The sequence below is a fragment of the Pedobacter lithocola genome (genome assembly GCF_042650845.1).
Taxonomy (GTDB): Bacteria; Bacteroidota; Bacteroidia; order Sphingobacteriales; family Sphingobacteriaceae; genus Pedobacter; species Pedobacter lithocola.
Map to the genome: position 1 here is coordinate 24446 of NZ_JBHSBW010000009.1, position 22763 is coordinate 47208.

Genomic DNA, 22763 nt, shown 5'->3' on the forward strand with positions numbered 1-22763 from the left:
AAACTAGCTGATTTAATTATTTTAAAATAGATGATTAAGAAAAGGCAATTTCACCTCAGAACAATTATATCTTCCATTACCAGCATATCCATTTTAGTGCGCAAAAAGCAATCTAAAGCTTCTTCGGGTGTGTTTACAATCGGTTCGTTTTCATTAAAAGAAGTGTTTAAAAGAATAGGCACACCGGTTTGTTTATAAAATGAATAAATCAGCTTGTGATAACGCTCGTCTGTTTCTGCATGAACCGTTTGTAACCTTCCGGTACCGTCAACATGTGTAACAGCGGGAATGCAATCAACTTTATTTTTTTTTATTTTGAATACCTTTTCCATAAAAGGTACATCATCACTTTGCTCAAAATATTCATCAACAAACTCTGACAAAATTGATGGAGCAAAAGGTCGGAATGATTCTCTTCGCTTAATTTTACTATTGATGATATCTTTAGCCTTTGCATTTCTGGGGTCAGCAAGAATAGAGCGGTGACCTAATGCTCTGGGGCCAAACTCTGCTCGGCCTTGAAACCATCCAACAACACCTTCATTTTTTAAGCATTTTATAATCAACTCATAATATTCATCAATTGATGGTTTAAGATATTTTATATTTTTCGAATTTAGCAGGTCTTCTATGTAAGTGTTATCAAATTTACTACCGAAATAGGCATGTAACATTGGTACAGTTCTAGGTTTTTGAAGCAATTGATTGTACACCCACAATGCAGCACCTAGACAAGTTCCGGCATCGTGCCCGGCGGGAGGAATATAAATATGTTCGAATTCGGTTTGCTGTAATATTTTTCCGTTTGCTACAGAGTTTTGTGCAACACCGCCGGCAATACATATTTTTTTTAAGCCAGTATTTTTTTGCAGGTGTTTTAGAATATGAATAATAACTTTCTCCGTTACTTTTTGCACACTTGCAGCTATGTTTTTATGCCGTTGAGAAATCGGCTCATCATATTTTCTAGCAGGGCCTAACAATAGGATTAACTCTTCAGAAAATACAGCTTCAACTTCAGGTATTCCATTATTCCAAACCATTTGAACACCGTTTTTTGTATGCGTGAAATACTTGAGATTTAGCTCAAATAAACCATTTGATTTTAAGTGGACTAACTCTTGAATTTCTAGTTCATAAGCGGGTTCGCCATAAGGTGCCAATCCCATTACTTTGTATTCATCGCCATAGTGTGGGAAACCTAAAAATTGAGTTAAGGCGGTGTAGAATAAACCCAAAGAATGCGGATAGCTAACCGTATCCAATACCGATATCTTATTACTTTTTCCGGTAGCTATCATGGTACTAGTAAAGTCTCCAAAGCCATCAATACTTAATATTGCAGATTCATCAAAAGGTGAGGCGAAAAATGCACTTGCTAAATGTGTCCGATGATGTTCTACATTGTGGATTTTACCTTTCAATTCATTTGGCTTCAATCCAAAGTGCATGATAAATTGATCTTCAATACTTTTGGCTTTTTTTAAGTTCTGCAATCTATCGTTTATGTTTTTTATGCTTAGTCGATTTTTTAATGCTGTAAAAACTTTTTTAGTAAAATTGGCTTTAGGGTTTCTTGAAATTGCGATATGATCAACATCTCTAATATCAATACCGGCTTCATTTAAGCAAAACTGAATCGACATAGAAGGAAAACCAGCCCAATGCTTAATTCGTCGAAAACGTTCTTCTTCTGTTGCAGCTATGAGTGTTCCATCTTTGTAAATGCAAGCAGCAGAATCTCCATGAAAGGCGTTAATTCCTAAAATGTACATATCAGATTTTAGGGTTGCTTATCATCTTTTGGGACTTTAATTTTTGTGTTTTTTTTAATCCACACATAAAGCATTATAAAAATGAAAATGTAAACGATAACATTAAATATTTCATGGTGGTATTCGAAATAATTTCGCTGACTTTGAAAAAATCCAAATAGCAAATCTAAGCCCGCTATCCTTAAAATATTTAAAATATAGATGGTAATTATGCCTATTACCAACATTTTTATAGTCTCTTTCCAGCTCGCAGGAAATGCCAAAACAAATGCTGCCAAAAAACTCATTACACCCAATCCAAGGCACGAGTAATTGATGCGAAGTAGTGGGCCGTTTACAACCATAACATCCATTTCATTGTATATGGCGTAAAGACCAAATAGTTTAATTATCCAGACGGCAGGTACAATAAGCGCATTTTTTAAGCCTTGTATATAATTAAAATTTGAGGAAATAAAAGCATTATAGTATTTTCCGCCAGGACTCATTACACTATTCATAAATAAATTTCCCTGACTAAAAATTATGTACAATATGAAAAGCATTACGATAAACTTTATCGCTTTTCTATCTGCAGCTTTCTTAGCTTGTTGAGGTGATATTTCGTTCATAAAGTGTTCGTTGTTTTAATGGATGCGGAATGTATCTCTGTTTGATTGTGTGTAGGATTATTTTGCAGCGATTTTATCTTTTTATCAACCAATAATCTAAACCATAATGCCTGCAAATAATGAAACCTAATTCCGGTTTTACCATCCAATATGCCTAACTGAAATACCATTCGATAAATGAAATATAGATACGGTCTAATGCCTAATGGTAATTTCCACCAAAGGCTTTTGAACCATGCTCTCTGCTCATCAGGGTTGCCAAATAAAGAAGCTTTAATGACTTGATTCCTGATTTTATGCATCCGATCTACTTCTTCTTTTGCAATTAAATCACTATATTTTTCATGTTTTTCTATCCAGAAGTTTATATCATTTTCTTTCAGATTGTTTTCTATCAGAAATCCCTTTTGCCATGTAATACTTTTGCCTGGAACAACAAAACGATGATCCATATTTTCATTTAAATCGGAATAGCCAATGTTAGTTCTAAACATTTTTAAAAGGTAAAACGGGTAGTATCCTCCAAAACGAATCCACTTACCTTGAAAATAATTTTTGCGATTAAAATAGATGCTATTAATATTTCGATATGCATCAGCATTGAAATTTTCTAGCAATTGATAGAGTTCTTTGCTTACAATCTGATCTGCATCTAAAGCAATAATCCACGGGCTTTGTATATCGAAATTTTTAAGTGCAAAATCCCATTGTTTAGGATGATTTTCAAAAAGATTTACTTTAATTAGTGCGCCAAAAGTTGTTGCTATTTCTGTTGTTTTATCTGTACTTCCACTATCAAGAATATAAGTTTTGGCTTTTAAATTTTGAATAGAATTTAGCAATCTTGGCAAATGAATTTCTTCGTTGTAAGTAAGGATGATGAAACTGAAATTTTTATTAATCATTCTATTGTTTCCCTAGAACTACTTTTAATTATATGCCGATAAATTGCTACGTATTTAGAAGCGAGCGCAGAATCATCAAAATCTTCTAGGATAATTTTAGGGGCACATTTTCTAATTAATTCAAGTTTTGGTTTATCTTGAAAAATGCATGATAGATTATGTTTGATTTCTTTCACATTAAGCGGTGTAACCCAGCCTAAACCTTTAATCTTTACATAATCAGACAAACCAACTTTATCTGAAATTAATACGGAAGTTCCAACACTTAAACTTTCTACAACAACATTTGCAAAATTTTCATTGTAAGAGGTTAGAGCACAAACATCATGTGCTGCGAGTAAATCAAACTTTTCTGAATTTGAAACTTGCCCTGTCCATGTTATATTTTCGGTGATATTCAGTTTTTCTGCCTTTTCCAAAAGCCTTTGCAAATATTCTTCTTCACCTGAACCTGCAATAGTTAGTGACCATGAAAAGTTTAAGCTCGCTAGTGCTTCAAAGAGCAGTTCTAAACCTTTTTTTTCTTCGATTCGAGATAGAAAAATTACCTTAAATATTGAGCTAGAATTGCTCTCCTCTATATTATAATCTTTAAGGTTAACCAAATTAGAGATAACACTTATGCTTTTGGGTTTAACAATTTTTAAAACATCTTCTTTTTCTTGATTGCTGGTAGTATGTATATGGCAATATTTTAATAAACGTTTACCAAAAAAAGCGTGAACAACTCGTTTAGAGCATGAATTTCGGTTGTTAAAAGTATAAGATGTTAGCATTCCTCTTGGCGATACCACGATTGGGACATTGTGCCATTTGGCAATAAAGCAGCTGAATATCGATGTTAAATTCCACCAAGCATGTATGTGAATTATACTATTTTCACTGCCGTTTTTAATGATTTCTTTCCTCAGATTTAATAATAATGCTGGCGAAAAATGACTATGATCTTTTGTTAGTCTTTTATAATAAATTACCTGAACACCTTCTATAATTTGTGGTTCTCCAGGTTTTATATTAAGCTCGGTTTTACCATTTGCTGTGGTGGTGAATACCCTTATTTTGTAATCACATTCTGTTTTGTTTTCTTGTGATTTGACCAATACCTCACACAACTTCGCAATGCTGTGAATGGGTCCACCGTATGTGTAAGCAGGTTTGTAAGAAGGTGTGATGTGGATGATTGTCAATTTCTTAAATACGTATCTAATCTTTTGATAATAAATTTATTGAGAAAAATATAGATTATAAAAAAGCCTGCAAAACTTCCAATCAACTTATCTAAAGCCATTTCGAAAAGATTTATTTGAAATATAAAAGGTACAACAAATGCAAGTCCCCATATTTGATTGTACGATTTTTGAATAATGTATTTATATGCTAAACCAATAATAATACCCCATAAAAGTAGCGGTATTAACATGCCTGGAAAACCAAAGTCGATGTAATTTTCAGTAATGTAGCCTAAACTGATGGAAGTGCCTGAATTAGCTCCAGCAAATCCAACCCCAGTATAAATTATTGTTTTTTCAGTATCATCTATAGATGTTTTTTTTGGAAACAAAATCCTTGGCATTACAATTCTTTTTAAAGCATCTATCCATAATCTGCCATGCTCATGAGGACGGTTACTTGGTACATATGCAATAGATGCAGAAAAGATGTCGATATAGGAAACACGATCCAATAGATTGGTTACTCCGTCTTCATATTTTAAATTATCTGTTTTTGTAGTTAAATCATATAATTTTTTTAATGCTTCAGCTTTTGAAACGGTAACGATTTGTCTGCTTTCTCCACCAGATAAATAGTTTCTGTATTCTGGTTTAACATATTGCCAAACAATCATCAAATTGAATAGAAGAGCTATTAGTAAGCCAAACGCGGCATAATTAAGATATGTGTAGGTTCTTTTGATAAAAATAAATAAGATTATGGCAACGATAAAAAAATCCTTAAACGAACTAAAATAACCAGTTAAACTAAAGATAACCTCTGCAGTTAAAATGATATAAAGTAATTTTCTATTCTGATTAAATAAAAAATAGTAAGTAAAAAAGAAAAAGAAGATAGCCCATTTTAAATCTTGAATTTTAATAAAGAATTGCTGCAAACCTGGAAATGCATGAGAGAAATATAAGATTATTGGCGTTAAGCATATTGTTGTAACGTAAAGCGTTACAATTTTTTTTAAGTTGTAGCTTTTCATCGTAGATTGAAAGCTATCGAAGTTAATCATCGGTATATTCTTTACAATTAAAAAAATACCTAAGGTGATAACATAAAGTGATATTAAACTATAATAATAAGCTTGATTTATGTTTTGATAGTAAATGAATAAATCGCTAAAATTTTTATACTGATAATTAGCATAAAATACTTTTAAACAAACCTGAGACCATTGCATTAACAGACCAAAGAAGAGAATTGGTGGTTCATCTTTTCGCCATAATAACTTTGCAGAATAGGGAATAAATAAAATACTAAAAAAAGTTGCTAAAGGGTTTATAGTAAATAGCGATAATGCCAAGATTATACCAATGACTACTTTAAATGCGCCTAGTTTTATGGAGTTTTTAAACATAATTAAAACGAAATTATGTAGTAAGAATTCTGATTAGTTTTTTATCCACTTTAAACTTTCGACTAATGGTGAATATCGACCATCTTAAAAACAAACTTAAAATATTGGTATTCGCGTTTAACAACATAAACGCTTTTTTGGCTTCGATATATTCTTTTTTAGAAATTAAAAATAACAAATCGTTAAAATAGCTGGGTTGGGTTTTGTACTTGTTAAATTTTATGCCTTGAGATTTTTCTTTACCCATCAATAAACTGATTATTTTAGCATGTATCTCCATGTCTTCTGCAATTCGCGGATAAATGCTGGAATAGCTTCTGCTTAATTGCTGTTGATGTCGTCTTAAGTAAATTAACTTCTTATCAATCCTCCCGATATCTGAGTTTTGAGCTATTCTAGTCCAGAACTCAAAATCTCCACTCACCTTTAAATCTTTATTAAAAAAGCCAATGTTTTTTATTTTCGTTTTGTCTATCGTAACAGTAGAAATGTTATCAGTAATGCATCCAAATCTGATACATATATTTAAATACAACTGCACTGGAATAATTTGCGGAGTATTATCTATACTTTCGTTCCTGATAATATTATTATTCTCATCGATGTATTCTACAGAGTGATAGCTCATTCCGACGTTTGGATTGTTAGAATGAAATTTTAAACATTCACTTAAGCATTCAGGATGCATAATATCATCTTGCGACCAAATGTGGACTAAATTAGCAGTTGCCGCTTCTAAAAGGATATTAAGTGTAGCAAAAAGGCCTAAATTTTTCATGTTCACTAACAGCTTTATTCTGCCCGGATATTTTTGCTGGATGTTTTTTATGGTGTCAATACTTTTATCCGTAGAACCATCATCGCATATTAAAAATTCGAAAGGGCTTAAGGTTTGATTTAAAACCGAAACGATTGATTGCTCCAAATACCTACATCCGTTGTAAACAGGTAATATGACAGCTATTTTATGCATTATTCAGCCGATTAATTATAATTTCTGATTGATTGCTTATAGAATGGCTTTTGATGATATCTGAAGATTTTTTTCCCATTTCTTGTAGAACTTCTTTATCCAAAATTTGGCTTAAATATGTTTGGGAAAAAACGTCTGTGTTTTTAAAGAGGAATCCGTTTATACTTTCTTGTAATAAATCTAAATGGCAGCCAACTTTATCAGAAACCAAAATTGCTTTTCCACAAGCCATGGCTTCATTGACTGCTAATCCCCATGTTTCTCCAGGTCCTTGAGATGGTAAGCAAAACAAATCACAAGCTTGATAAATTGCAGGCATATTACTTTGATTTTGAAAATCCATAAAATGGATGTTAAATGATTGGCTATTTTGCAAATGCTGAGCTGCCTTTTTTTTAAGCTGTTTTTCTAATGCTCCATTTCCAACAAATAATAAGTGCACATTAGGTTTTTGAAGTTTTATAAATGCGTCCAGCAATAAATCAGGCGATTTTTTAGCTTCAAATTTACCTGCGAATAATAACAAAATATCACTTTTAGCAATGTTATGTTTATTTCTTATCTCTTTAGCCTCGGGTTTTTTATCTTTGCTAAAACGATTGTTATCTACGGCATGTGGTAGATCGATCAGTTTTTCATCCATAATGCCGCAGCTTTTAAAGTATTCCTTATTTGCTTTTCCAACGTAAAATGCCAAATCAACTTTGCTATACACCCATTTTAGAAAGGCTTTTCTTATTCCTTTTTTAAACCAAGATTGATTGTCGGTTAAAGTACTATCACCTCTAAACCAAATGGGTGTTTTATTTTTAAAATGCAGCAATACATTTAAATGGCTATGATAAGCCCATCCGTATACCAATATAGCATTTGGATCGAAATCACTTATTAGTTTATTTAAATATGAATTTTTAATGCCCATAAAATGATCCGAACTTGGGCTTTTAGACGAATTTTTTAGAAAGCGATAGTTGTAACCATCTAATAAATCAATATCCCATTCAATATTTTGAGCAAAACCTATATCATAATTTTCGTTGTCTAAACCTAAAGTATAATAAACCATCAAATTACATTTTTGAGCCAATAGCTTAAATAATGGCGCATAGTATTGTATTGGATGAGTTGTAATTACGACAAGTTTTTTCAAGTTGAGCGAATATGTTAACTATTAAACGTACTCTTTAAAAACATAAAAAGATTTAGCAGATGAAACTCTTTTTGTTACAAAATCAATATCTCTTATGTAAATTGTATTAGATTCAATGTAGGGAAGGGCGGGCTCCAAAACTCTTGTAAAAGGATTGTATGAATAGGGCTTAAAATTAAAAGAAATCAATTTTTTATGAATGCTATCCATGTCATGTCCATACAAATTTGAACCCCCAATAATCTCAATGATTATTGCTTTTAGTTCGGGGTTAATAAGTGTTTTATTTGCTCCATCAAGAACTTCTAATTCATAACCTTCAACATCAATTTTTATTAACGCTGGGCTGTATTTATCCTCAAAATAATCTAAATTAATTACTTCAATGCCTTGGCCATCAATGTTCTCTTCCTCAATAATTACGTGGTTTGTTGTGTCATCAGTTGTAGAAAATAAAAGAATTTCCGCCGTTTTACCAACACCTTTATTTACAAGTTCAACTAAATTAGAGAGTTCATTTAACTCAATATTTTTGCTTAAAATTTCAAATGTAGAATTAATTGGCTCGAATGCTAAAGTTGTTGCTTTCGTTACTCCAGATGCAAGTAATGTATATGAGCCAACATTTGCACCAACATCGTAAAAAACATCTCCTTCTTTTAAAAAATGGAGTACAAACCCCATATCATTAAATTCGTGCAAACCTGTGTAAATGTTTCCGGTAATACCAGTTAACCTTTTCCTGGCATAAAAGGAAACATCATTTACGAAAGGAACTTTTATTAATCCTTTATATATTCTTGAATTGATTTGCCATTTTACCAAGTTAAAATAGGCAAGCAATAAATGTTTTTTTGCTAACGGATGGTTATTTATAAATCCTAATGTTCTTTTTATTGCAATCAACCTATAGCAGAATTAAATACTTCAGTTTGTTGTTTAGTCATAATTTCTGGTGTGAACCTTATTTTATTTTTGATTACAGCATCTTTTTTTTCGATTATAGAATTAACATAAAGGAGGAATGATTGGTTTATAGATGTTTGATCATCCTCTATATTGGATTGATATATGGAAGTGTAATTTCTAAGCATGTTATTTCCTTCGCTATTTTGTTTTAGTAAAGAAAATATCGGTTTATTTGCTAGCAGATATGTATAAATTTTTGATGGTATGTAACTCAAATCATCTGAACCAATAATCACTAAACCATCACTTATTTTTAAATGATTTAATGTATTATAGAAGCTTAATCTATCAGTAATTTCAACAATCGAATTTGCTAATTTAAATAAGTTTGCAATGGGTAGAACTGATTGTATTCCAGTACCTTTTGGAGCGTAGCTTGTTCCTAAAAAATATAATTCTGTTCTATCTTGAATTTCCATCGGAAGGGCTTTAAAAGCCAATAGTATCTTACTTATACTATCTATCATTATAGAACCAACAACACCAGCATACAATATTTTTATCTTTTTATTATTGTTTAATAAGCACCGAAATTTACTCTTTAAGGCAACCTCGAAATCTTTGTATTCTGCACTAAAAGGAATGATTTGATGTGGTAGGTTTTTTAATTTTGGATATCTTAAGTTAATATCATTGATGTAATTCTTTGAAACCGATATTAAGCCACTAACATTTTTTAATGCAATTGGCTCTAAATATTTATTTAACCTGTATGATAGCCAGTATTTTTTTGGTCTTTGATTTTTTGGTTTGTCTTGATAATATTCCGTGTGCCATGGGTCTTGAAAGTCAATTACGTAAGGGATATTAAATTTTTTCTTCCAATAGTTACCTAATATGCAAACAGGAAATTGTGTTGTTGAAAAGTAAACTAAGTCATATTTTTTCTCTGCAAGCAATTGGTTAACTTTCGTTTTGTAGTACCACAAACTTCTTAATGCTACGCTACCCAAGCCAAATTTGATGGTGAAGTATTTTGGGAATGCTTTTATCCGATGTATCAAAATTTTAGAGGAAATATTTTGCATAAACATTGGTTCCATGTCAAGGTCTACGTATTTTTCATTTACACAAACTACCTCAGCCTCCCAGCCAAATTTCTTAAAATAAGGTAAACTCATTCTAACTCGATGCATGTCTGCAGCATTTACAGGAGCAAAGTATGGCGAGATGATGAGAACGCGTTTCAAATAATTAATACGATTAAAATCTTCTAACCCATTGATATAGGAGGTTTTTATTTCTACAGGGATCTAATAACATTTAAAAATTTTTCTTCCTCATTTTCCCAATTAAATTTTTGCTGAGCATATCTATATGACCAATTCTTTGCATTCACCAACTCATCCCTATTATTAATAAAATTTGACAAAACATTTGCAAGTGATTCTGCATCGTTCTTTTTATATAAAAACCCTAAATGTGGATGCTCTTCTAGTAAACATTTTTGTGCTAATGTGTCACTAGCAACTATGGCTAAACTGCATTGCATATATGTGAAAATTTTGTTACTTAATGCAATGTTATTATTGGTTGAAAAACCAGTTTCTGAACACATACCAATATCGAATGCTTGTCCAAAATCGAATATTAAGTCTGGCGAAATCATCTTATAGAATTTTATTCGCTTAGTATCTTCGCTAGACTTTCCTAATATATTTTTGAGTTTGTCTTCATACACAGGATTTACTTCACCTAATAAGTTTAACTCTATGTCGTAATCTTTTAAAATGCATAAAGCATCTATAATAGTTTCTATACCTCTCTCAGGACCAACCGTTTGTGAAAACCAGAATAATTTTAACGGTATATCATTTTTACAATTTGGAGTTAATTGTCTTTTTGGAAATACATTTAAGATGCAAGTAACGTTTATGCCTAAATTTTTTTGATAATAATCAGCAATTAATGGACTTGCTGCGGAAACATAATCGGCTTGAGGCATGTAAGTTTCCTCGATACTAACTTTGAGTTTCACTTTTAAATCAGTCTTATCATCTGTTTCCTCATATCTGTGAAAATCCTCTGCATCAAAGCCAGATTTTTTATTTTTCTTTTTTGCCGCTAAAATAGCAATTGGTAATGCACCTAAATTATGAGCAATATAGATGTCAGCATTTAAACTTATAGCTTTCTTTAATTGCCAATAATAATTTCTATTGATTGCCAAAATTTGTAAAGCAGAGAGGTTAAATTTAGAGTGTATTCTTTGGCTTATCTTATTAATAAATCCGGAGGCTAATTTAGTTAAGTATGATTTTATATTTCTATCAGTCCAATCTAGGGCGTTATATCTTATTGTTGGGTTTGAATTTAAAAAGTAATAATCTTCAATAATTAATTTTTTAACGTACTGAGTAAAAATTATATGAACAGAAAAACCATTTTTTAATAGAGTTATTGCTTCTTTTACTAACCTGGGGTTGGTGCTTATATGCCCAGGAGTAATAAAACAAACTTTTTTTATTTTTTTTTCACTATACATAAAAGCTCTTCACCACCGGTAAGTGAAATTATTTTTTCGGTTTGATTCCAACTATTTAGTTGCCTTATATTATATGGACTAGAACTTATAAAATATGGATAATGCTTAAAAATTGTTGAATAAAAATCTGCTGATATCATGTTTGGGTGTACTTGTCCCCAAAACAGATGAAAATTTTGTGGGTTTGCTTTCTTGAAGTCGTTTGAACCGTTTGGTGAAAGTAAAATTAAAAACCCATTTTTATCAAGAAGTTTAAAGCATAAATTTATAAACATTTTGATGTCGGGTAAATGCTCTATTACATGAGATGAGAATATAAAGTTGAAAGGTTGACCAGTTATATCTTCACTTTTAGTAAATATCTGTAGGTTAAGGTTCCTGATTCCAAATTCGGCTCTTTCTTTTCCAATTTCAAAACCAGTAGCGAGCATGCCTATGTCTTTAAATTGTCATGTAGTATATCCCCAACTACAGCCATAATCTAAAATACTTTTATTGTTAATGGGTCCATTAATAGATTCTAATATTTGTTTTATTTGGTCTATATTTCGGTTTGTATCAGTAAATTTCTGTTCTAGAAATGATTTTAATTCATCATTAGAAGGTAAGTCGGTTGTAATTCCATTTTGACTGTAGTATTTATTATAAAAATTATGATTGAATTTTTTGCCATCGCTAGGATGCCTAAACATTAAATTACAATTGTTACACTTCAGAAGGGTAGTTACCAAATACTTTCGATCGATTAATAAATAGCTTGTACTCCCACAATAGGTACAAATTCTTTTGGTGAAAAACTTAAAACAAGATGAAGTAAAATAAATTAATTTGTTAATTGATATCATACACGGTTTAAGAAATCAACTAGTTTTTTGCCGTATGCATTCCAACTGAAAGACTGTGCTTTTAGGTATGCATTTTTACCCATCATATTTAACAAATCTTTATCTAAATATAATTTTTCTACATTCTTAACAAGTTCATTTGAATCTTTAATTGGTATTATAAAACCTTCGATACCATTCGTTATAATAGATTCACAACCGGAGTTTGGAGTGCAAATTACAGGTAAGCCACATGCCATGGCCTCTAATTGGACGTAAGCCATGCCTTCATCTAAACTTGGTAATATAAAAACTGAAGCTGAATTGTAATAGTGAATTAACTCTTTGTGATTAACAGATTTAATATGATAAATTAAATGTTTGTATAGGTTAAAGATTTCTTTGAATTCAGAATCAACCGTACCAATTATTAAACAATTAATAGGGTATTTAAACTTGAGTATTTCTAGTGCCTTAAATAAATATATTAACCCTTTTCTTACACCTATTGAACCTACAAATATTATCGTAAAGTCGCTTTTAATGCATGGAGTTGGCTTAAATATTTCTAGATTAACGCCATAGGGAATTACCTTAATTTTATCTCTATTTAGGCCGTATTTAATAAATGATTTGGCAACGTATTCAGATGGACATAAAATATAGTCGGCCATTTCCGCCTCCTTTAATTCTCTGTCAATTATAAATTTTGAATTTGGCTTCTCGAAGCGAAGCTGTAATCTATCATATTCTTCTGCAAGTATTTCATTTTGATGCCTATTACAAGAGCCACACTCCTCTAAAATTGCAACTTTACCCCTTTTTTTAGCTGCCTTTATTGTGCTTAATCCAGCCCATGCCCATACTAAAACTATATCCTCATCTTTAACTTTCTTACTTACCCATTTATCAAATAATATTGGTAATCTTTCATTTAAATATGCAGTTAGCCTGTTTAATAGATTTAATTTATTTGTAAGAAATGGAAGTATAAAAATAGGTGTGAAACATAAAATTTTACTAATCGGCAAAGCCACACGGTTGAGGTATTTATTTTTTGGATGGCTAGTAAAAACTTTGTGCAGTAAAGAATAGTGGTTCAATTGATTAGCCATGTAATCGGAATGGAATTTTGTTGGGCAGCTAATGCTAACTTTTTTTAACTTGCGCACCTTTTAAATTTAGTTAAGATCAATTATACAATCCCTTAGTTGATTTGCATTTTTATATAACCCTATCTCAAATCCTTTATCTTTCCAAAGTTTCATGTCTCCGAGTTCGTTTGCTAAAACAGCAATATTTCTTTCCAAAGCTTCATATAAAACAAATGGACCAGTTTCATAGGTAATCGAAGGGATAACTAACAAATCTATTTTTTTGTAAAACTCATTAATTTGCGCTTCCGATAAATTAATTTCCCAATAGATATTTGGGTTTTTGGATGATATTCTTCTTACCTTATTATAGTATTTTATATCATTAACTATGCCTGCAATATGTAACTTTAAATCTTTCCTATTGGCTAAATTAAAAACATCAATTAGAATATGTAATCCCTTTTCGTAGCTGATTCTACCGACAAAACCTATATTATTTATCGCTTTTTTGCTTTGTTTTCGAGGAATTAATTCTTTATCAAATAACTGGCCTGTTAGAAATAACTTATTAAAATCGAAACCATTAATGAGAAAAACCTCTTTTTGCCAATTTTTAAAAAGAAATATTTTATCGCATAATTTATTAAGAGAGGTTAATATTTGCTTTTTTGTATCAACTGCCGAAACCAGCTGCTTAGGAAAGCCAGCAGCAATGGCTGTTTCAGCAATGCATTTACTCAAAGCTTCATTTATTCCTTTTTTACTTATATAGCAGGCTAAACATCTTTTGGTTATGATTACTCCATCACAAGGTTCCTTACCGAATTTCATCAAATCGCCATGTAGGCAAGTTATCCCAGGAACATGAGCGGTGAAATGGATTTCTGCATTTAATTCTTTTGCAGCTTGAAAGTGAAAAATATTAAATGCTGGCGTTAATGTGTGGAAATGAACCAAATCATAATTATTTTGTATCAACAGCTCGCTAAACTCCTTTAAATTATTAGATGGTTTTTTACCCGATATGATATCATGGTCATTGTTTAATTCATCAGCAACATAGTAAACTTTAATATTTTCATATAAATTAGATTCACAATTGCCGACAGTTATAATGTGAACTTCGTTAAGATTTGAAATTAAGTTTTTAGCTAAATTCAGAACATATTTCTCGGTTCCGCCAGTACTTTTAGGGTAGAAATAGGCTGTTACGAGCGCTATTTTCATGCTATATATTTCCTTTTCAATGCAGCTAAATCTTCAGCGTTTTTATAACCAATAATTTTAGAAAATGATCTTAGTAAACCTTTCTCTTTTGGTATGTAAGTTGGCTCTATTGAGAGTAATAATTCTATAGCTTCATTTGCTAATTTTTTATTTACAACACTCAATCTATGTATGCAATGCCTTAGCGATTTTGTGATGGCTATTTTTTTACCAGGTTCCTGTTCAAAATCATTTTTCCATATTTGATACACTTCTTTTGTGTTTCCATAAATATCAGATAGAAAAAGTAAATCGCTTTTTTTAGATAAAGAATTAGGTTGAGCACTGCGATACAAAGCCATTATACCCGGCGTATATAAAAAAGTAAATTTCATAATCGCAGCATCTAAAAAATATCTGGCATCTTGTATAATTGGCAAGCTTTCATTCCAGCTCAATTTTTCACATACTTTTCTTGAGTATAGAATGGCGGCAGGTGGGCACCAAAAATCAGTAAAGATGGAAATTTCTAAGTCGCCTTCGATTTCGCGGGTTATGGTTTCTGTAATGATAATTTCATTCTTTTCAATATGAAATTTTTGCCAGTCTCCATAAGCTACACCTGTATTATTTTCTTTCAAAGCTTTTACCTGAACATTAAGCTTATCTGGTAGCAATAAATCATCAGCATCTAAATACTGAATGTAATCTCCAATTGAAATATCAAATCCTAAATTCCTCGCGTTACTAACGCCTTTGTTTTCAGTAGAATATATTTTAATTGGTTTTGGATATTGTTCTAGTAGCAATAAAGTATCATCTGTTGAACCGTCATTAATCACAATAACTTCAAATTCAGTATAGGTTGAGTTATAAACTGAATCTAGGGTTTGAACAATAGTTTGCTCAGCGTTGTAAGCTGGAATAATGATGGAAATCAAAGTTTTTTTATAATTGATTTGAGTTTGAATAATTCTAATTAAAACCTATCATTTTTTAATTTACTTAAAATTACCCACTCCAAATATATATTTCAAAGTGATAAAGATAATCTTTAAAGAGATTCTTAATCGTTCAGTAAATGTTGGCTTCCAATGCTTTAGTGATTGAAGTCTAAAATCATTAAGTGATGAAATAATCGTTGAATGATAATACGTGGAGTAGAAGTTTTTTTTTAAGTTTTGGATTATGTATTTTTCAGTAAAACCGTTCTCTATTCTATTATTTTCAAGTAGTACATTAAGTATTTCTCTATACCTCTTATGCTGACCAGTTGCAGTCTTTGTTTCTGAATAGTATCTAGCAAATGATAGAATCTTTTTTAAAATAATGGGTTTACTGATTCTGCTGAGTCTTAGCCATAAATCAAGATCCATTGAATAATGTAGTTCCTCATTCAAAATTGGATTAGCAATTAAATTGGCTCTCCAAAAAACTGACGGTTGTCCAATATTGTTTTTCCAAAACTCTATTAAGTTGTTTGTCGAAAATTCCATTGCTTGAAATTTCCAACTTAAACTGCCAAATGCTTGACAATCACCTATTATCCAAAATGTATTTTGTTCTGTAGAATTCAAAGATGAATAGGCATTTGCAACTTCAATAAAAGTGTTCTTACCATACATATCATCCGAATTGATCCATGCTATAATTTCACCCGTAGCAATTTTAAATCCTTTATTTATTGCCTCGCTTTGACCTCCATCTTTCTCACTTATCCAATATTTTATTTTATCTTGATATTTTTTAATAATGTCTATGGAATTATCTGTACTCCCACCATCAATAACAATATATTCAAGGTTTGGATAATTCTGGTTTATAACAGATAGAATTGTTTCTTCTAAATAATTGCCTTGATTATAACTCGGAGTAATGATAGAAATTTTAGGCTCTTTACACACAGGATTATTTAATATTCTTTAAGTACTTAAAAGCGTCAATCCTACCTCTGAAATCATAATATGCTTTTATCGTTTCGAACCAATTTAATTCCCATATTCTTCTAATCGATATTTTAAAAAGTGTTAAAATATTAGGTTTTATTATAAGATTTTTGCTTTTAAATACTAATATTTCACTCGAAAATGTCATTGCTCTAGATAATCGCAGGATATAATTTCTTGAAATTCTATGCTTTGGAATATAATGTTTAAGTTGTAAATTGGTGAATTGACCAACCTCATGTTTTTTTTTGATCATAAATTTTAAAATATCAACATCTTCTCCTGACATTAAATCATTACCTGTTCTGCCAAAAAGTATTAAATTTTCTTCCTCAAAGTAAGCCATAAGTGCACTTTTGTCTATAAAAATTCCTGCACCGCATACCCAACAAGTATCTTTCTCCGATTTTGAAATATTTACTTGTTTATTCTCATTGTTTAGATCGAAGATTGCACATAAGTGTTTGTAATTATAGAACCATTTTGCTGGTTGTTGTTCATATACAGCTTCGCTAATACCACAACCAATTACTTTCAAATTTGGATATGCGTGAAGATTTTGAATAAAGTTAAGTATGTAGTTTTTGTCAAGCCAATTATCATCATCACAAAATAGTAACCATTTGTTCTTAGCTATTATTGCGCCTTTTTTTCTTGCATTATTTAATCCTGGTTTTGGTTCTTTTATTATTTTATATTCTAAATTGTATTTAACTAGTTCTATTGTGGCTTTTATAGATGTATCATCTGTAGATGCGTTATCTACAATGATTACCTCTACTGATAAACTTGAATTTAGCTGTAATTCTGCTAAATGTTGTATAGTTTTAGGTAATCTTGTTGCACTATTATAACAACAAATAATTATAGATATTCCTTTATTTAACAATGGACTTATTATATTTTAGAGATTTTATAATTAAAACTGGAATATATACTACTTTTAAGTGATTTATTAGTTTTACGCTCCAAAAGTGTTGCATGTAAAATTTTATCAGCTCTAAAAATTCATGATTGCTATACAGACCATTTACAATCTTATTGATTAAAATGTTTTTGTTGTAATATAGGCTATAGAATTCTAAATGATCTTGTAGTAGATAATAATTATATTTTCTGTTATATGTTGAGTTCATTCCCTTTTCGGAGATATTCCATATGTAGAGAATTTTATTAACATAAAAACCTTTCATGCCGTTTTTTAATGCTTTTAGCCAAAAATCTACATCTTGTACGTTATTTGAATATTCTAAGGAATAACCTTTTATTCTAAACCAAGTTTCTTTTTTAAAAGGACTGGATCCAAGTAATGTCCAATTATTTAATAATGCAAATATGTTCAAACTTGATTGTGTTGATATGACCGCATTAGATACATGAATATGTGTGTTTTTTTCTACGTCATTTTTTAAATAATCTCCGTAAATAAAATCAACATTTATCTGTGACTTAAATGTTTTTAATATCAAATCTACAGCATAGGGAGGTAATATATCATCAGCATCTAGGGGTATTATGTAAGGAGATGTTGCAATAGAAATTCCTAAATTTCTTGCTCCAGATAAACCAATGTTTTTATCTGTGCGCTTAATTATAACTTTAGTTTTTTTTTGTAACCAATGTAGAAGTCGGTTTGTTATTGGATTGTGTGAGCAATCATTTATAATTATAACTTCTATTTTATTATAACAGTAGTTATTCTTTATTGAACGTAAAGCTTTAAGAAAGCACTCTTCGTTATAAACGCAGATAATTATGCTTATTTCAGCATAGGTTATCATTTTCTAAGAATTTTTCTTTTCACAGTACCAATAAAACGTCTTAATTGAAAATATAACACCCTGTTCGATTGTTTAATATATTTTGGAATGGATCTTTGGTATGTGTAATTAATGATATTTTGTAGAAATAGAATTACGTTCTCCTCTCTAACAAATTCATTGAGCTCATCATTTACAAAAGCAGGCTCATTTAAATATTTCACATATAGATCATCATTGGCATCAACTAATAATATATGATTTATGACATCATTAAAATTATCAAAATCATGGCAATTAATAAACCTTTTAGTATTGAAATCTCTATTTACTAGTTCAGTACCCCAGTAAATTGGAACACAATTTTCTAATAATGGTTCGAAAATTTTTTCGGTTACATATCCTGGGTAACTTGTATTTTCAAATGAGATGACAAATTTATACTCTTTAATAAATTTTCTCTTGTTTTCGATAGAACCTCCAATATTATTATACAAAAGACCACCTGAGTCGACTTTTTTAAATTTGGAAAGGTCTTTAAAAAATTGATTTCTAATTTCACAACCAGGATTTGAAACTAAAAAACAACAAAATTTCTTTTTTAATTCAAGAATTTTTTTAATGTCATGTTTAGTACCAATTAATTTCTTTACATCATCATAAATGGCATAAAGGGGAAGTCTATAGTTTCTATCATCATTAATATAATCAAAACTGAATGAGAAATCACACTGAGAAAAATCTGGTCTCTGATTTTCTCCAATAAACAAAATTTTTGTACAGTTGTATTCTCTATGGCAATTTCCAAATACGGAATAAAATAATAAATCAGGTTTTGTTGAAATAGATACGTGGTAGTTTTTTAAAAGTAATTCATAGAAATATGAAGATTCTGGAATAAAACCATCCCAAAAATCCACAAATAATATTTTAATGTGTTTTTTATTATTCATGCCAAATAGTACGAATGGTAATATCTTTTGCTAGATTCTTTTCCATTCATTACTGAGATATAATTTAAGGTGTGATGGTATGCCCATTAGTCTTTTAAAATTATCAAATTTAGGAGGAGATTTTTTAATAAGCTGCTTCATTTAAACCAACTACAATAGCAGATATAGGGAGTTTTGACATTAATAAGGAAAACCAAAATTGAAAAACATAAAATCTCTTATTTTCCCAAAAAGTCCTGACCTTCTTTTTATATAGATTTCGTCACCACCCAGATTTTTAACTTTTTTAAATCCGTTTTTTTTCATAAGCCTACAAATACTTAAATCGCCGTAGTTATTTTCAACAGAAATTGCATGGATGTCAATATTATTAAAATCAATTGTTTTTAAAACATCAAGTTCTCCTCCTTCAATATCAATGCTTAGGTAGTCAACTTTCTTAACAGAATTATTTTCTAAAATTTCATTTAAAATATAACATTGTACATTTATTTCATTTAGTGTACCGCCATGCTCTTCAAGTTCATTCTCAATTCTTTTTAAATGACGAGAATCATATTTTGATTTCAATCCGCTTAACATTTCTGCATAGCCTGTTATTTCATAGAATATACCTTCTCCATTAAAATCTGCTACACAGCCATGTATATTTAGAGATTTTCTGTTTAACGCTAATTTCTCAAAACTAGAGCTTAAAGGTTCAATAGATATTCCTTTCCAGTCTAAGTTTTTTTCAAAAAAATAGGTGTTACTAAATGTTACACCATCATTGGCTCCAATATCTAAAAAAAAGCCCTTGGTTTTATTTTTGAAAATTTCCTTATTAAGATATTCATCTTGGCCTGATTGGCTATAATACTTTTTACGCATAATCTGTTTTAAAACTAAAATCAATGGCTAAATTTCCAATTACATTTTTTGGAAATTCAATAAATGATGTGTTGGATTTGCTATTTTTCTTTACTTCAAACCCAATAATGTTGAGATAATCCCCGGTACAAATTTCAGAGCCCAGCGCTAGGCCCATTTTATAAAATCCGGGTAATAGGCCAATTGAATTGCATATTCCATTTATGCTAATTTTCTGAGATATTTTTGATTCTTCCAGCAATTGATTTGTTCTAAGATCCAAAACTGAAACTCTGCTTTCCTGTTCGTTGTATATAATTATAGCTATACAGTCGAATTGATTTTTACTGCTTGATTCGAGTTCTAATTCAAACTCAATATCTTCAAACTGACTATAAATGTTTCTATTAACCGAGAAATAATTCACATGTAGTTCACCACTTAAAACGTACTTAGTTACTTTATGCGTAATAAATCCTGCTACACCTTGTGTCATGTATTGGTCGCAAACATTAACTATATTTCCTTTGCCGCAGATAATTCCATTATGCAATAATATTCCAGTTCCGCACAATTTTAATATGGCATCCATATTATGGCTAACAAATAAAACCGTGCGCCCTTCGCCTTTGCTTACATCACTCATTTTTCCCAAGCACTTCTTTTGAAATTCGGCATCGCCAACGGCTAAAACTTCATCAACAATTAAAATTTCGCTTTCTAAATGTGCGGCAACAGCAAAGGCTAAACGAACATACATTCCTGATGAGTAGCGTTTTACGGGAGTGTCTAGATAACGTTCTATGCCCGCGAAATTTACAATTTCCTCTAATTTTCGCTGGATTTCCTTTTTGCGCATTCCGAGAATTGCGCCATTCAAAAAAATGTTTTCTCTTCCTGATAATTCTGGGTGAAAGCCGGTTCCTACTTCTAGAAGACTTGCTATTCTGCCTCTGCCTGATATTTTTCCGGTGGTAGGGGCGGTTACCCGGCTTAAAATTTTTAGCAGTGTGCTTTTACCTGCACCATTTCTGCCTATAATGCCAACTGCATCGCCTTGTTCTATTTCAAAATTGATGTCTTTCAAACTCCAAACAATATTGCTTTCACTCTTAGTGTTTTGATTATTTGTTTCACCAATTTTTAAAAAGGGATCTTCCTTGCCACGAATATTAGCGTACCATCTTTCCAAATCTCGACCAATTGTGCCCGTTCCAATCTGCCCTAATTGATAGGCTTTACTTAGGTTTTCTACTTTTATAGCGGTGGGCATTAGTTTTTTGTTATTCGTTATTCGTTTTTCGTTCAGCTATGAATAACTACACTTTATTATAATAGTTATTTAAAAGTTGGGAGTATACTTATTAATTGAATAGAAAGATGTTTAATTTAAAGATTTAATCAATTTAGCCAACATCATTTTTATGCTTGTAATTTGCGCATCAATTAACAAATAGGTCTCTTCATTTAGATAAGATAAACTTTTTGCTAAAAATAAGTGATAATGTGTTTCTGCTAACGATCCTTTTGCTATAAAGAGAAATTGCTTGAATTCTTTACTAAATTGTCTAGCCTGACCTTCGATAATATTTGTTGGAACACTTGCCGCACTTCTTCTAATTTGAGATATCAATCCAAATCTTTCATCTAATGGAAATTCCTTTGTAACCAAATATATGTTTAATGTAAGCTCATGTGCTTTTTTCCATACTTCTAATTTGTTTTCCATATTTTGAATATTAATAAGAAATTAAAAAAGTGATTTATGAATCCAAATATGTATTCATATCGTGTCATAACTAAAAACGAAAGACAACAAACGTTTTAAACCGTATCCACAAAATTTCGCTCTACCTTATTAAAAATTACAATACCAAAAATTAAAAGTATCAATACAACTGCAGAAGCATAAACTAAACTTCCACAGCTAAAACTTCCTTCGCCTAAAAAGCCATATCGAAATGTTTCTATAATGGGTGTCATTGGGTTATATTCGATAATCCAGGCATATTCAGGGTATTTGTTAATGGCTTCAGATAGTGGATAAATAACAGTTGTGGCATACATTAAAAGCTGTACGCCAAAAGTTACTAAAAATGCTAAGTCACGGTATTTGGTAGTCATTGCCGATATAATCATTCCACTGCCTAAACCTAAAAGTGCCATTAGTAAAATAAGTAATGGAAACAAAGCAATTGCCGAAGTAATTTCAAAGGATGCGCTGATAAAATAATAGTAAGCTATACATAGTAAAAACAGAATCATTTGAACCCCGAAACGCACCAAACAACTTATTACAATGCTTAAGGGCATAATAAGACGGGGGAAGTAAACCTTACCAAAAATAGCTGCATTATCTTTAAAAACGGATGATGTTCTCGTAAGGCAATCAGCAAAGTAATTCCAGGCTGTAATACCTGCTAGGTAAAATAAGGGTTTTGGAAGTCCATCGGTAGATATGCCTGCTAAATTGCCAAATATGAATGTAAAAATGATGGTTGTAAAAATCGGCTGAATAAAGAACCAAAGCGGACCAAGTATGGTTTGTTTATAAAATGATACAAAATCTCGACGAACCAAAAGCCATAACAAATCTCTGTAAGCCCAAACCTCATTAAGTTTTAAATCAAAAAGCGATGATTTAGATTCAATTGTCCAGTTATGGTTTTGATAGCTCAT

Annotated in this window: 23 protein-coding genes; all 23 read right to left on the reverse strand. The window is 30.8% G+C overall.

Translation table 11 applies throughout. From position 1 onward, the window contains the following. Nucleotides 1–50: 50 nt before the first annotated feature. The 23 genes from ACFOWA_RS08945 to ACFOWA_RS09055 all read right to left on the reverse strand — a co-directional run bounded on the left by ACFOWA_RS08945 (nt 51) and on the right by ACFOWA_RS09055 (nt 22763). Nucleotides 51–1775 carry a carbamoyltransferase family protein gene (locus ACFOWA_RS08945; protein ID WP_378984208.1) on the reverse strand — a complete coding sequence of 575 codons (1725 nt, stop codon included), beginning with the start codon at nt 1773–1775 and terminating at the stop codon, nt 51–53. An 8-nt stretch (nt 1776–1783) separates the two neighbouring features. Beyond that, nucleotides 1784–2386, reverse strand: coding sequence for an exosortase Y (gene xrtY / locus ACFOWA_RS08950; RefSeq protein WP_378984210.1), 603 nt, complete (start codon nt 2384–2386; stop codon nt 1784–1786). Continuing rightward, on the reverse strand, nt 2383–3291 hold the full coding sequence (locus ACFOWA_RS08955; protein ID WP_378984212.1) for a glycosyltransferase family 2 protein: 909 nt from the start codon (nt 3289–3291) through the stop codon (nt 2383–2385). The genes xrtY and ACFOWA_RS08955 overlap by 4 nt, the downstream gene beginning before the upstream one ends. Next, nucleotides 3288–4478, reverse strand: coding sequence for an XrtY-associated glycosyltransferase XYAG1 (locus ACFOWA_RS08960; protein WP_378984214.1), 1191 nt, complete (start codon nt 4476–4478; stop codon nt 3288–3290). Before ACFOWA_RS08960 ends, ACFOWA_RS08955 begins: the two co-directional genes overlap by 4 nt. Then, on the reverse strand, nt 4475–5872 hold the full coding sequence (locus tag ACFOWA_RS08965; RefSeq protein WP_378984216.1) for a hypothetical protein: 1398 nt from the start codon (nt 5870–5872) through the stop codon (nt 4475–4477). Before ACFOWA_RS08965 ends, ACFOWA_RS08960 begins: the two co-directional genes overlap by 4 nt. Nucleotides 5873–5885: 13 nt before the next feature. Continuing rightward, entirely contained in the window at nt 5886–6845 is a 960-nt protein-coding gene (locus tag ACFOWA_RS08970; RefSeq protein ID WP_378984218.1) for a glycosyltransferase, read from the reverse strand. Continuing rightward, nucleotides 6838–7995: a glycosyltransferase family 4 protein gene (locus ACFOWA_RS08975; RefSeq protein ID WP_378984220.1), complete on the reverse strand. Its 1158-nt coding sequence runs from the start codon at nt 7993–7995 to the stop codon at nt 6838–6840. The genes ACFOWA_RS08970 and ACFOWA_RS08975 overlap by 8 nt, the downstream gene beginning before the upstream one ends. A 21-nt stretch (nt 7996–8016) precedes the next feature. Then, a complete protein-coding gene (locus ACFOWA_RS08980; protein WP_378984223.1) occupies nt 8017–8901 on the reverse strand; it encodes an FkbM family methyltransferase in 885 nt (294 codons plus the stop codon). After that, the gene (locus ACFOWA_RS08985) at nt 8898–10154 is read right to left on the reverse strand and encodes a hypothetical protein (RefSeq protein ID WP_378984225.1); all 1257 of its coding nucleotides are present in this window, start codon (nt 10152–10154) and stop codon (nt 8898–8900) included. The genes ACFOWA_RS08980 and ACFOWA_RS08985 overlap by 4 nt, the downstream gene beginning before the upstream one ends. Nucleotides 10155–10207: 53 nt before the next feature. Next, complete coding sequence (locus ACFOWA_RS08990; protein WP_378984226.1) at nt 10208–11449, reverse strand: glycosyltransferase; 1242 nt, start codon at nt 11447–11449, stop codon at nt 10208–10210. Beyond that, nucleotides 11428–11880 carry a methyltransferase domain-containing protein gene (locus ACFOWA_RS08995; RefSeq protein WP_378984229.1) on the reverse strand — a complete coding sequence of 151 codons (453 nt, stop codon included), beginning with the start codon at nt 11878–11880 and terminating at the stop codon, nt 11428–11430. The genes ACFOWA_RS08990 and ACFOWA_RS08995 overlap by 22 nt, the downstream gene beginning before the upstream one ends. Before the next feature lie 18 nt (nt 11881–11898). Continuing rightward, the gene (locus ACFOWA_RS09000; protein ID WP_378984231.1) at nt 11899–12141 is read right to left on the reverse strand and encodes a hypothetical protein; all 243 of its coding nucleotides are present in this window, start codon (nt 12139–12141) and stop codon (nt 11899–11901) included. A 149-nt stretch (nt 12142–12290) separates the two neighbouring features. Then, nucleotides 12291–13304 (reverse strand): glycosyltransferase family 4 protein, encoded by a 1014-nt coding sequence (locus ACFOWA_RS09005; RefSeq protein ID WP_378984233.1) that lies wholly within the window; start codon nt 13302–13304, stop codon nt 12291–12293. A 150-nt stretch (nt 13305–13454) separates the two neighbouring features. Beyond that, on the reverse strand, nt 13455–14597 hold the full coding sequence (locus ACFOWA_RS09010; RefSeq protein WP_378984235.1) for a glycosyltransferase: 1143 nt from the start codon (nt 14595–14597) through the stop codon (nt 13455–13457). Beyond that, complete coding sequence (locus ACFOWA_RS09015) at nt 14594–15517, reverse strand: glycosyltransferase family 2 protein (protein ID WP_378984238.1); 924 nt, start codon at nt 15515–15517, stop codon at nt 14594–14596. Before ACFOWA_RS09015 ends, ACFOWA_RS09010 begins: the two co-directional genes overlap by 4 nt. Nucleotides 15518–15577: 60 nt before the next feature. Further along, entirely contained in the window at nt 15578–16480 is a 903-nt protein-coding gene (locus ACFOWA_RS09020; protein WP_378984241.1) for a glycosyltransferase family 2 protein, read from the reverse strand. A 4-nt stretch (nt 16481–16484) separates the two neighbouring features. Beyond that, the gene (locus ACFOWA_RS09025) at nt 16485–17411 is read right to left on the reverse strand and encodes a glycosyltransferase (RefSeq protein ID WP_378984244.1); all 927 of its coding nucleotides are present in this window, start codon (nt 17409–17411) and stop codon (nt 16485–16487) included. Then, a complete protein-coding gene (locus ACFOWA_RS09030; RefSeq protein WP_378984247.1) occupies nt 17401–18303 on the reverse strand; it encodes a glycosyltransferase family 2 protein in 903 nt (300 codons plus the stop codon). Before ACFOWA_RS09030 ends, ACFOWA_RS09025 begins: the two co-directional genes overlap by 11 nt. Next, the gene (locus ACFOWA_RS09035; protein WP_378984250.1) at nt 18300–19235 is read right to left on the reverse strand and encodes a glycosyltransferase family 10 domain-containing protein; all 936 of its coding nucleotides are present in this window, start codon (nt 19233–19235) and stop codon (nt 18300–18302) included. The genes ACFOWA_RS09030 and ACFOWA_RS09035 overlap by 4 nt, the downstream gene beginning before the upstream one ends. A 180-nt stretch (nt 19236–19415) precedes the next feature. Then, nucleotides 19416–20105: an FkbM family methyltransferase gene (locus tag ACFOWA_RS09040; RefSeq protein ID WP_378984253.1), complete on the reverse strand. Its 690-nt coding sequence runs from the start codon at nt 20103–20105 to the stop codon at nt 19416–19418. Further along, nucleotides 20098–21357 carry an ABC transporter ATP-binding protein gene (locus ACFOWA_RS09045; RefSeq protein WP_378984256.1) on the reverse strand — a complete coding sequence of 420 codons (1260 nt, stop codon included), beginning with the start codon at nt 21355–21357 and terminating at the stop codon, nt 20098–20100. The genes ACFOWA_RS09040 and ACFOWA_RS09045 overlap by 8 nt, the downstream gene beginning before the upstream one ends. A 111-nt stretch (nt 21358–21468) precedes the next feature. Further along, complete coding sequence (locus ACFOWA_RS09050; protein WP_378984259.1) at nt 21469–21813, reverse strand: four helix bundle protein; 345 nt, start codon at nt 21811–21813, stop codon at nt 21469–21471. A 95-nt stretch (nt 21814–21908) separates the two neighbouring features. Further along, on the reverse strand, nt 21909–22763 hold the full coding sequence (locus ACFOWA_RS09055) for an ABC transporter permease (protein WP_378984261.1): 855 nt from the start codon (nt 22761–22763) through the stop codon (nt 21909–21911).

Coding starts and splice junctions, on each gene's coding strand:
- ACFOWA_RS08995 (WP_378984229.1), bottom strand. CDS start 11,880: ATGCTCGCTACTGGTTTTGAAATTGGAAAAGAAAGAGCCGAATTTGGA.
- ACFOWA_RS09045 (WP_378984256.1), bottom strand. CDS start 21,357: ATGCCCACCGCTATAAAAGTAGAAAACCTAAGTAAAGCCTATCAATTA.
- ACFOWA_RS08990 (WP_378984226.1), bottom strand. CDS start 11,449: ATGTATAGTGAAAAAAAAATAAAAAAAGTTTGTTTTATTACTCCTGGG.
- ACFOWA_RS08965 (WP_378984216.1), bottom strand. CDS start 5,872: ATGTTTAAAAACTCCATAAAACTAGGCGCATTTAAAGTAGTCATTGGT.
- ACFOWA_RS09030 (WP_378984247.1), bottom strand. CDS start 18,303: ATGATAACCTATGCTGAAATAAGCATAATTATCTGCGTTTATAACGAA.
- xrtY (WP_378984210.1), bottom strand. CDS start 2,386: ATGAACGAAATATCACCTCAACAAGCTAAGAAAGCTGCAGATAGAAAA.
- ACFOWA_RS09050 (WP_378984259.1), bottom strand. CDS start 21,813: ATGGAAAACAAATTAGAAGTATGGAAAAAAGCACATGAGCTTACATTA.
- ACFOWA_RS08970 (WP_378984218.1), bottom strand. CDS start 6,845: ATGCATAAAATAGCTGTCATATTACCTGTTTACAACGGATGTAGGTAT.
- ACFOWA_RS08955 (WP_378984212.1), bottom strand. CDS start 3,291: ATGATTAATAAAAATTTCAGTTTCATCATCCTTACTTACAACGAAGAA.
- ACFOWA_RS09055 (WP_378984261.1), bottom strand. CDS start 22,763: ATGAGCTATCAAAACCATAACTGGACAATTGAATCTAAATCATCGCTT.
- ACFOWA_RS09010 (WP_378984235.1), bottom strand. CDS start 14,597: ATGAAAATAGCGCTCGTAACAGCCTATTTCTACCCTAAAAGTACTGGC.
- ACFOWA_RS09035 (WP_378984250.1), bottom strand. CDS start 19,235: ATGAATAATAAAAAACACATTAAAATATTATTTGTGGATTTTTGGGAT.
- ACFOWA_RS08945 (WP_378984208.1), bottom strand. CDS start 1,775: ATGTACATTTTAGGAATTAACGCCTTTCATGGAGATTCTGCTGCTTGC.
- ACFOWA_RS09040 (WP_378984253.1), bottom strand. CDS start 20,105: ATGCGTAAAAAGTATTATAGCCAATCAGGCCAAGATGAATATCTTAAT.
- ACFOWA_RS09000 (WP_378984231.1), bottom strand. CDS start 12,141: ATGTTTAGGCATCCTAGCGATGGCAAAAAATTCAATCATAATTTTTAT.